The organism is Endozoicomonas sp. 2B-B (assembly GCF_053470045.1).
This window is the reverse complement of the sequence record NZ_JBLZMU010000001.1, coordinates 5,057,282-5,068,634: the sequence shown is the minus strand read 5'-3', so window position 1 is coordinate 5,068,634 and position 11,353 is coordinate 5,057,282. Positions and strand designations below refer to the sequence as shown.

Here is an 11,353-nt window from a genome sequence, read left to right as displayed (position 1 = left end):
GAAAAGTGAACAACCCGCTCCCACGCAAGGACCCACAGGGCCTGAAAGCACGGGAACCAGAGTTTTCTAGCGGTTTCTGATATCAAAGTTCGTCGCGGGTATTTTTATTTTTATCAAGATCGAATTTCTTGACCTCAAGACCAACCGGTGCTGCTTTTACGGTTGTGGACTCAAATAAGGCACCCAGAGTGTAGGAGTAAGGAATACTTTCTGCATGGGAGAACGACCATTTAGGCACATTTTCCCTGAAGTATTTCTCCCAGCTATTCTCAAACAGTTTGAGGGTGCGATCCCGGCGTTCACGGAATTGCAGATAATTTTCATGTCGCGTCCAGCCGTACATCGTGTTGTTGGCTTTAACACGGTAGGCGTACTCTTCATCGGTTTCACTGAAGTATTGAGGCGTGGCAATAGCCGTGCGTTTCACATATTCATCGTCAGACTCACCCGCGCCTCGCCAGCGGTTAAATTTGTCAAGACTTCGGCCCAGGGGACCACCCAGCCATTGAGTGAGCATCTTGTTGTCGTTCATAAAGAAGTCGAAAGTGAGACTCGACGCCAAAGCGAATCCAAAAGTTTGCGCATAAGTGAATCCGGATATAAGGCCATGGGCGTATGCTCCAACAGTGGCAACCGGACCCAGCACCAGAGCGGCTGTGGTCGAGGCCAGTGTTTTTACTTTTTGTGGTGTCACCCTGTTCAGAAGTGGTACCTGAACTCCTTGCCCGGAACCCATGGATTTCACTATTTCAGGCACCAGACGGGAAATGCTGCGATACCTCTGCAGATTGGCATTGTATTGTCTGGCAAACAACATGGAGCCGGTTCTCAGCAGAATGACTGAAGAAGCGGCCTTGCCCAATGGCATAGCCAAACCGCCCACTTCAGAGACTTGTTCAATGCCGCTGTGGTAGGCATATTGGCCGGTTCGGTCAGGATCAACACCATAACGTTCCAACCAGTGCTGGAAGGGTGTGAGCATTCTGTGCAGGTAATCACCCCTGTTGGTGAGGTCCAGCAGATAGAGGAACGCCACGTTTGAGAGGGATAGCTCGGCAGCCCGCCGGGCGTTAGTGTTCACCAGCAGTGGTTTGTAGCTGGAGTAGTACCAGGTGACAGCCTGTACCAGAAAGGCAGAAGGTTTGACCCAGTAATCATTGAGCTGCTGCTCAACCGCTGCGGCATGAGCTTGCATCAATGTGTCATGAATAGCCTGGATCAGTTCTGACTCAGACAGGCTGACAGCGTTGGCATAAGGTGTCAGGGTCTCCTGAACATTGGCCAGAAATGCTGCCATTCTGCGGCCATTTTCAAAGGCAATATCATCCAGAACGTAGTTGGCGATGACAGCAGCGGCGTACTCTTTCATGCTGTCAACAGACTCTTTCATGGCTGTCGGGCCAGTTGCGGTCATGGTCACAGGAGTAATGGCAATCCCCATGAATTGCTCAGCACCCTCATCGGACAGCATCTGGATAACCTTCCTGAACTCGGGCACCTTGACACCCTGTTTATAACCAAGGAAATGTTCAAACTCATCCACTGTCTGATAACCATCAACACCTCTGATGGCCTTTAGGTAGTTTTCAAGTTCAACCTTGTTGATCAGACCTTCACGCAGCAGACCTATTATCTTGTTACCACTGGCAGAATGGCTGGCGAAGTATTCCGAGAAGCCTTCCAGATCCCCCGTTTCATGCTCGACATAGTGAATGCCTGCCGAGCCTATGCCGTCAATTTCGTCGTTGTATTGTTGTGCCCCTTTATTCATCTCATTCCTGGCCCTGTGTACCAGAGTCTGGACTTCTTCCAGAGGCTGGTGAGAAGATTCCGGGAAGGTCGTCTTCAGGTGCTTGAAGACTTCCACCATTCGACTGGTCTGTTTAAACGTCAGTTTATCTCCGACCAGTGCCTGCAAGTGAATGGGCGCATATTCATCGTCAAAATTGAAAGTCGTAAGACAGGGCATTATCTTACCGCTTTGTGCTGCTGATTCTGCCAGACCCATTGCGGCTTGCAGAGCCTGTCGTTTAAGAGGGTGTTGTTGCATGCATTTGTGGATAGCTTCCAGAACATCGGCCTGTCTCGGCGTGTACTGGAAGGGGCCGTCATCATTTTCGACGGCTTTTTCGGCAGCCTTCAGGGCATCCTTCATTCCCTCAAAGTCTGCTTTTCTGGTTTCAATTTCTGCTTCCAGAAAGGCGTGTTTCTGAATCAGTTGCCGGATCTCGCCGCCAGCGCCATCATCACCGCCCAGTTGTAACTGCTTGTTTCTCAGGGCCTTAACCCATCGTTCACTGGTATCAGCGGACTCCGGCTTAACAGCCACGGTTTTTTCAATAATATCAGGAACTGCTTCATCCGGGATATGTTTCAGGAAAGCAAAGGTTCCGGCAGATGCAAGGTGTTTGATACGAATAGCATTCAGTTCCTGATTAGCCGCTTCCAACTCACTTTCAGCTTCTTGCATTGTTTGTCTGGCTCTGGTCACCTTGAGATCAAGAACATATCGGGGTTCAGGTCCCAGGCGGGCCATTTGCCTGTCAAGCTTATCCTCAATGGCGGCAATACGCTCTTGAACGTTAGGCTCACCGGCACTGAAAGCTTCATCATCCAGCTGTCGGAGTTTTGCATCAATCTGACGGACCTGATCGTCGATAGTGGCATCATCTTTATAGGCTTTAATGTTGAGTTGATGAGCGATTTCATTGTTCCAGGCTCTTCTGGCCGCTTCGTCTTCATAGTCTTGGTACACTTCATCCAATAATGTGCTGATTCTGGCTCTCAGGGCATCCCTCCGATCAGGCAGGTTGGCATCGTTTGCAAACTCTACCTGCAGGTCTCTGGCCAGCCTGGCAGTGAAAACCATGCTTCTTGCTTCAGCTGCATTGTTTTCATGAGGGTAGATCTTTAGCCTGTTCTCTATAGCTGCAAGATAATTTGTCTGTATTTCACTGGCTTGCTCATCCACCTCTTCGACTTTATAGGTAAGACGCCTGCGAAGTATATCGAGCCATTCTGGCCCCCCTTTTTTTGGATAAGAAAGGGTAATATCTGTATCAAGGCTCTCGGGTTTGAGATCCTTCATATTTACAAGGCTGCTGTCTTCTTGCCAGACAATACTATGTATCTTATTCTGCATGACCTCTGAAAGATCGCCATCAAGCCTTGTTCGAACTCTGGCAAGCCTTGCTGCATTGTCATCACCTTCATTGCTTTTGATCTCGAATACTTGTTCCAGGGCTTCCAGTATTTCCAAGGCCTCTTCCTCCGCCCGCTCTCTGGCTTCTGTGATGAATTCCTGCATGTTTTCAGAAATGTCCTCGCGACGAAGATACACACTATCGTTTTCATCAACGTCGCTCATCTCAAGGGCTTCTTCTACGGCTCTGAGTGTCTCGAGTACTTCAGGTTTGGCTTTGTGGTGGCCCCGGGTTCTGGACTCTTTCACTTCTTCTTTCAGCTCTGCAAGCCTGAAGAGCTTGAGATTGACCGTTGATTCCAGGGTTCTGCGATCTTCTGGTGTATTGTCTTCACTCAGATCAATATCAAGAGCGGCTGCCAGAGCACATTTTCTGGCCCGGGTGTAAAAATTCTCTATATCCTGTTGATCACTCAATGTTTCAACTCTCTGAAACAGCATTTCTTTTTGAGCATCCATTGTCTTGATTTTTTCAAGCAGGCGTTCTTGTTGAACGTCAATATCTGCATTGCGATCAAAATCCTCAATGTTTAAATGTGCGGCAATGGTTGCAAAGCGTGCTTTGGTTGCAGCTATTTTTTCAGCTTTTCTTTTGATGCTCAGTTGCAAAAGATGTTCTTGCCCAACCTGTTCTATCCGTTGCTTGAGGTGTTGTTGAAGGGCATATTGCCGGTATTCCAGGTGATAATCGTTATCCGGAAGGCCGAGCTGATCTTCAAAGTTAGCCAGTCTCGTGCAGATTAAGTCGTCGATGAGTTCTGTCTTTTGTTGCAGTTCCTGTTGCAGCTGCTGCTGAATGGACTCAATGCGGGCAGCCAGATCGTTTTCATTGTTGGGAGTAATATCGTACTTGCTTTCAATGGATGCCAGTATTTCTTTTAAACCCTCTTGCGGAAGCTGTCCCGATTTGCTGATTTTATGAATTTCTTTTCTGATGATTGTGGCTTGTTCTGCCATTGTTGGCTCGGTCTCAACCCAGTTGTCAATACCGAGCTTATCTGCCAGTTGCTCGTTGTAATTTTCTATGGTTTCTATTACGGGATCACGAAGTTCCTCTCTCAGCACTGGAATTCGATCGACTTTCTGCTTCAGTTCCTGTAGCCAGTTTTTTTGTTTTTCCAGCTTTTGCAGATGCCGAAGATGCTGCTTACGGTGCTGACCTTCAATGTTTGCCAGCCTGTTCCAGGCGGCCTTATCGGTGAGTTTTTCCTGTTGTTGCAGGTGCTGTTGAATGGATTGAAAGCGGGTATCGAGATCGTTTTTATTATCTGGAACAATACCGAGCTGGCCTTCAATAGCGGCCAGATTTGTTCTTACAGTGTCTTCTTCAAGCTGTCCCGTTGCGGCAACTGCACTGAAGATTTTATGAATTCTCTCTCTGATGCGTGAGGCTTGCTCCTCTGATGTCTGGGTATCATCCCATTTGCCAATACCAAGCTCTTCGGCCAGTTCAGCGTTGCGAATTTTTGTGGCTTTTTCCATGGCATCAGTAACTAGTTGTACCCGCGACGGAAATCGTTTGGCTTCCTGCTGCTGTTTCTGTATCGGGTTTTGCTGTTCTTCCAGCGCTTTACGAGTTTTTGCAAGCCCATGCTCAGTCTGTTGCTTGAGTTCAGGTGCTCTGAGCTTTTCCCTTTCACTGTCCCTGTCTTTCTCTGCTGTGAGCTCCAAGTGTTTTATAGGCCTGATGTAATCGCCTTCTATTTTCTGCAGCGCATCTATTTTGTCATAGGTGTCAATCAACATCTGCCGGGACATGGCTTTCAGTACTCTTGAAGCAAACTCTTCATCTCCGGGAGCATCGGCCTGAACTTTGTAGATATCTCTGATAACGTGTATCAATTCCTCCATATTCTGAATAAAGCGCTGGTCAGTCAGAAGACTTTTCGTTGCGCCACAGAAACCGAAGTATTTTACCAGTTGATAGTGCATCCAGATTGGCGTGATGACTGACGAAGTGACTTTGAGATGTTCTAATGTGAGTTCAAATTTATCTGCTATCTGAGGCGTAGCGCTGACCAGTGCTTGCTGGAGAGCTTCATAGTATGCAAGCGAAGTCAGTTTATCCTTGCTAAATCCGGCATCGCTCCGGGCAGCTAATTCCTCCAGCAGTGCCCACTGCTTGCTTCGAATAACATGCAGGTAGCTTTTGACCTTATATTTTTGAACCTTTGTTGTTGCGTGAGTGAGGCCATCAGGCTCAGTTTCTGTCAGGAGGCTGTAGAGGTTTTCTACAAACGCGATATCGGCTGGATTCAGTTTCTGACTGTAGAAAACAATAGTATCTTCCTGAGTATGACCAGGTACCAGCTTTGGATAACCCGAAGGGGCAGGATAAACCTTTGTGCAATCTTCTTCGTGCACAACATATCCGATGGGTTTGCTCAGTGCCAACAGTCTATCAAGAGCCTCTTGTTGTAACTCTTCTTTCAGAACATGAACCTGGATATAGGCCGAGGTAGCTGCGGCCAGAAGCGTTTCATCATTGACAAAGAGCGATTGACCCAGTCGCTTCAGTTCAGGGGGCTGATCGCCCGAAGCGATAAGACGCATAAATGTTCGTCCATTCACTTCAACGGGTTCTACTTTTATGGTGGCAAGGGCAACATAGTGGTCGCTTGTGCCGAGGTTTCCTGCTCTGTCATCGGCACCTTCCAGCACTGCATACAGTTGTTCGGGTCTGGCTATTTTTGTTAAGGGTTCTAATGACGGTATGACAGTTAATTGATCACGAACAGCGTCAACGGTGTCCTGGTCGGTCATTCCGCCTCTGACTTCAATGGTCAGTTTCGTTTCTTCAAGGCTATGGGTGAACCTGAAGACTTCCTCATCACCCACCTTCAGGACTTTGGTGTATTTCTGAGCAATGTCATTCTCGCCTGTTTCAAACAGATCAACACTGGAGACGCCAGCACTAACGGCAGAAAGAATGTCTGTAAAACCATCAGAGGGAACCGTATAGCCGTCTCTGGCTTGAGTCTGATCAGGGTAAGTAGTGGTAAAGGATTTGGGTATTGGTTGCTGGTCACCCGATAAAGTTGGCTGAACCCTGACCAGACTCTGGGTAAACGACACGAATTCACTGTTCGAAATATCAAGAGATTTTGTCTGCAGCTTGCGCTCGGCTTGCGCCTGTGTACTGATGATAGAAGAGCTGATGGCAATGGCTACTGCAAGGCTTAATGCATTGGGGCGGACATTTGTCATTCTACTACCTCAGAGTTGGTGCTTTGGTTATCGTGAAAAGCGATTGCCACACCTGGCGAGGAAACAACTTACAGAGGCTCATAGCTCTTTAACGCTCATAGCCGCTCCGGTAAGCTGTTGAGATAATTTAGTTCACAGTGGTAAATCCGCTAGCCATTAAGCGAATTTAATTCTCGTGGCAAAGTTCACTGCCAGTGAAATTACAACTCGTTCCCTTGCTCTGCGTGGGAATGCATACATCCCCCAACCGGTGCTGCTTTCGGGGTTGCGGAGGGTTGCTCGGGCGCTGCAGTCCCTGACTCAAAGAAGGCACCCAGGGTGTAGGAATAAGGAATACTTTCTGCGTGGGAGAATGACCATTTGGGCACATTTTCCCTGAAGTATTTCTCCCAGCTATTCTCAGACAGTTTCATAGTGCGGTCCCGACGTTCACGGAACTGCAGGTAGTTTTCGTCTCGGGTCCAGCCATACACAGTGTCGTCTTTCTTAACGCAGTTTGCGTACTCTTCATCGGTTTCACCATAGCGTTGAGGTGTAGCAATGGCGGTACGTTTCACATATTCATCCTGGCTTTCACCGACGCCCCGCCAGCGATTAATCCTGTCAAGGCTACGACCCAGAGGTCCACCCAGCCATTGGGTGAGTATCTTGTTGTCGTTCATAAAGAAGTCGAAAGTGAGACCCGACGCCAGAGCGAAGCCAAAGGTTTGAGCATAGGTGAACCCGGATATAAGACCGTGGGCGTATGCTCCAACAGTGGCTACCGGACCCAGCACCAGACCGGCTGTGGCAGAGGCCAGTGTTTTTACTTTTTCTGGTGTCACACTGTTCAGCAACGGCATCTGAACCCCTTGTCCGGAACCCATGGATTTCACTATTTCCGGCACCAGACGGGAAAGGCTGCGATAGCTTTGAGGGTTGGCATTGTACTGTCTGGCAAACAGCGCAGAGCCGGTTCTTAACAGAATGACTGATGAAGCGGCTTTGCCCAGTGGCATGGCCAGTCCGCCCACTTCAGAGATTTGTTCAATGCCGCTGTGGTAGGCATATTGGCCGGTTCGGTCAAGATCAATGCCGTAGCTTTCCAGCCAGTGCTGGAAAGGTGTGAGCATTCTGTGCAGGTAATCACCTCTGTTGGTCAGATCCAGCAGATAGAGGAATGACATGTTTGCCAGGGACAGATTGGCAGCTTGCCAGTGGGTATGAACAACCAGAAGCGGTTTGTAGCTGGAGTAGTACCAGGTGACAGCCTGTACCAGGAAGGCTGAAGGTTTGACCCAGTAATCCGACAACTGTCGCTCAACCGCTGCGGCATGAACTTGCATCAATGTGTCATGAATAATATTGATCAGGTCTGTTCCAGACATCCCGACAGCATTGGTATAGGGTTTCAGGGTATCCTGAATATTGGTCAGGAGGGCTGCCGTCCTGTGGCCATTGTCAAAGGCAATATCATCAAGAACGTAGTTGGCAATGACAGCCGTTGCATACTCTTTCATGCCGTCAAGAGACTCTGTTATACCCGCTGGGCCAGTCGCCGTCACGGTTACAGGAGTAAAGGCACTCTTTGTGAACACCTCAACACCCTCGTCAGACAGCAACTGGACAACGCTCTTGAAGTGAGGCAGCTTGACGCCGTGTCTGTAGCCAAGGAAGTGTTCAAATTCAGCCACAGTCTGATAACCATCGACAGCCCGGGCGGCCTTTATGTAGTTCTCAAGTTCAATCTTGCTGATCAGGCCTTCTCCGATCATTGCCTGCAGGCGGATCGGTGCCAATTCATCGTCAAATTCCAACGTCGTAAGGTCGGGTATTTCCTTACCGCTCTCTACTGCCAGCTCTGCCAGACCCATTGCGTCCTCAAGGGCTTGTTTCTTAAGAGGGTGCTGCTGTACGATGTGGCCCATAATGTACAGAATGTGCTTCTGTCTTGGCGAGAGCTGGAAGGGACCGCTATCATTCTTGACGGCTTTCTTTGCAGCCCTCGCTTCTTCTACTGCACTGAGTGTCTCAAGTACTTCATGTTCGGCTTTTTGCTGGCCCCGGATGTAAGAATTCTCTATATCCTGTTGATCATTTAATGCCTCAACTCTCTGAAACAGGATTTTTTGTTGAGCCTCCATGGTCTGGATTTTTTCAAGCAGGCGTTCCTGCTGAACGTCAATATCTTCATCGCTATCAAAATCCTGAATGTTTAAATGTGTGGCAATGGTTGCAAAGCGTGCTTTGGTTGCAGCTATTTTTTCAGCTTCTGTTCTGATGTTCAGTTGCCGATGATATTCTTGCCCGACCTCGGCTATCTGCTGCTTCAGATGCTGTTGAAGAGTGTATTGACGGTATTCCAGGTCATTTACGTTATCCGGAACCAGGCCGAATTGACCTTCAATGTCAGCCAGGTCGTAGTGGATTCTATTGTCGATCAGATCTGTCTCTTCTTGCAGTTGATATCGCAGTTCCTGCTGAATAGTCTCAAGGCGGCCAGCCAGATCATTTTCATTTTTTGGAGTAATACCATGCTCGCTTTCAATGGACGCCAGTATTTTTTTTACAGCCTCTTTCTGAGGCTGCTCCGATTTGCTGATTTTACGAATTTTTTTGCTGACGAGTCTGGCCTGCTCTTCAGGTAACTCGAACACATCCAATTCAATACCAAGCTCATCTGCCAGTTGAAAGTTGTAATCTTCCATGGTTATTAATAGGGGGGCACGGACTTTTTCTCTCAGCGTTGGCATATGATCAACTTTCTGCTTAAATTCCTGCAACCGGTTTTTTTGTTTTTCCAGCTTTTGTATATGCTGAAGATGTTGCTGACCTTCAAAGTTAGTCAGTCTGTTCCAGACTTCTTTATGAGTTAATTTTTCTTGTTGTTGCAGGTGTTGTTGCAGGTGCTGTTGAATGGATTGAAAGCGGGCATCCAGATCGTTTTCATTATCTGGAACAATACCGAGTTGGCCTTCAATAGCGGCCAGATTTGTTCTTACGGTGTCTTTTTCAGGCTGTCCTGTTGCGGCAGCTGCTGTGAAGATTTTATTAATTCGCTCTCTGATGCGTGAGGCTTGCTCTTCTGGTGGCTGGGTATCATCCCAGTTATCAATACCAAGCTCTTCAGCCAGCTCAGTGTTGTGAATTGTTGTGACTTTTTCTCTGGCATCACGAACTTGTTGTTCCAGCGCTATTCGTTCGACCTCTTGCAGCATTTTTTGTGACTGGTTTTGCAGTTCTTCCAGCACTTTACGAGTCTGTGCATGCTCATCCTCAGCTTGTTGCTTGAGTTTAAGTGCTCTGAGTTTTTCCCTTTCAAAGCCAGTTTCTATCTCACCTATGCACTTTAAATGGTTTAGAATACGATTAAATTCGCCTTCTTTTTCCCGCAGCTCATCTATGTTTTTATAGGTCACACTCAGAAGCCTGGACATGTCTTCCATGACTTTGGCAGCAAACTTCTCGTCGTCACCAGTATCGGCCTGTGCTTTGTCGATATCGCTTAGAATGGGTATCACTTTCTCCATATTCTTAATAAATCGCTGGTCAGTCAGAAGATTTTTAAGTGTGCGTTTGAAGCCGAAGTATTTTACCAATTGATAATGCATCCAGGTTGACGTGACGACAGACGAAGTTACTTTGAAGTGTCCTGATGTGAATTCAAATTCATAGGCGCTACTTGGCGTAGCACTGCTTAATGCCAGCTGGAGAGATTCATAGTATGCAAGCAAAATCAGTTTATCTCTACTGAATTCAGCATCGTGCTGTGCAGCTAACTCCTCCAGCAGTATCATCTGCCTGCTACGAATAATATGCTGGTAGCTTTTGACATTATATTTTTTAACCTTAGTTGATACTGTCTGAGCTGGGTCTTTAGCCCCAGCTTCTTTCAGGAGTTTGTAGAGGTTTTCTACAAAAGCGACATCGGCTGGATTCTGCGTCAGACCATGAAAAACAATAATGTCTTCCCGCGCTTGCACTGCTTCCAGCTTTGGATAACCCGCAGGCACAGGATAAAGCTCCGGGTTATCCTCGGCGTGTACAACATATCCGACGGGTTTGCTGTGTGCCATCAGATTATTAAGAGACTCCTGTTGTAATTCCTCTTTCAGAACATGAACCTGGATATAGGCAGAAGTGGCTGCAACAAGGAGAGCTTCATCATTGACAAAGAGTGATTGACCCAGACGCTTCAGTTCAGGTGGCTGATCACCCCCTGAGATAAGAAGCATGAATGTACGCCCATTCACTTCAACTTGTTCTACTTTAATGGTGGCAAGGGCAACATAGTGATCGCTTGTGCCCAGGTTTCCTGCTCTGTCATTGGCAGCTTCCAGCACTATATAAAGATGTTCGGGTCTGGCTAATTTCGTTGAGGGTTCTAATGATGAGATGCAAGCCAATTGATCACTTACAGTGTCAACGGTAACCTGATCGGTTATCCCGCCCCTGACTTCAATGACCAGTTCCTTTTCTTCAAGGCTATGGGTGAACTTGAAGACGGCTTCATCACCCACCTTCAGTACTTTGGTGTATTTTTGAGCAACGTTATTCTCGCCTGTTTCAAACAGATCAACAATGGAGACAAGAGTACTGACGCCGGAAAAAACGTCTGTAAAGTCATCTGAAGGAACCCTGAAACCTTCTCTGACTGGAGTCTGGTCAGGGTAGATGGTGGTAAAAGATTTGGGTATTGGCTGCTGGTCATCCCCTAAAGTTGGCTGAACCTTGACCAGACTCTGGGTAAACACACTATATCCATTGTTCGAAATATCGACGGATTTTGTCTGCAGACTGCGCTCGGCACGTGCGTCTGTAGTAATGATGGAAGAGCTGATGGCAACGGCCACTGCTAGTCGTAATGCATTGGGGCAAGTATTGATCATGCTACTACCTCAGAGCTGTCAGTCGCTGATGGCTGTTTCGATAAGCCGTTGAGAGAATCTGCTGCAGAGTCCGATT

Annotated in this window: 2 protein-coding genes; both read right to left on the bottom strand. The window is 47.6% G+C overall.

The features are described 5' to 3' along the window. Positions 1–82: 82 nt before the first annotated feature. Complete coding sequence (locus tag ACOMHB_RS18970) at positions 83–6,409, bottom strand: hypothetical protein (RefSeq protein ID WP_448217793.1); 6,327 nt, start codon at positions 6,407–6,409, stop codon at positions 83–85. 200 nt (positions 6,410–6,609) lie between these two features. After that, positions 6,610–11,277, bottom strand: coding sequence for a hypothetical protein (locus ACOMHB_RS18965; protein WP_448217792.1), 4,668 nt, complete (start codon positions 11,275–11,277; stop codon positions 6,610–6,612). Positions 11,278–11,353 lie beyond the last annotated feature (76 nt).

Coding starts and splice junctions, on each gene's coding strand:
- ACOMHB_RS18970 (WP_448217793.1), bottom strand. CDS start 6,409: ATGACAAATGTCCGCCCCAATGCATTAAGCCTTGCAGTAGCCATTGCC.
- ACOMHB_RS18965 (WP_448217792.1), bottom strand. CDS start 11,277: ATGATCAATACTTGCCCCAATGCATTACGACTAGCAGTGGCCGTTGCC.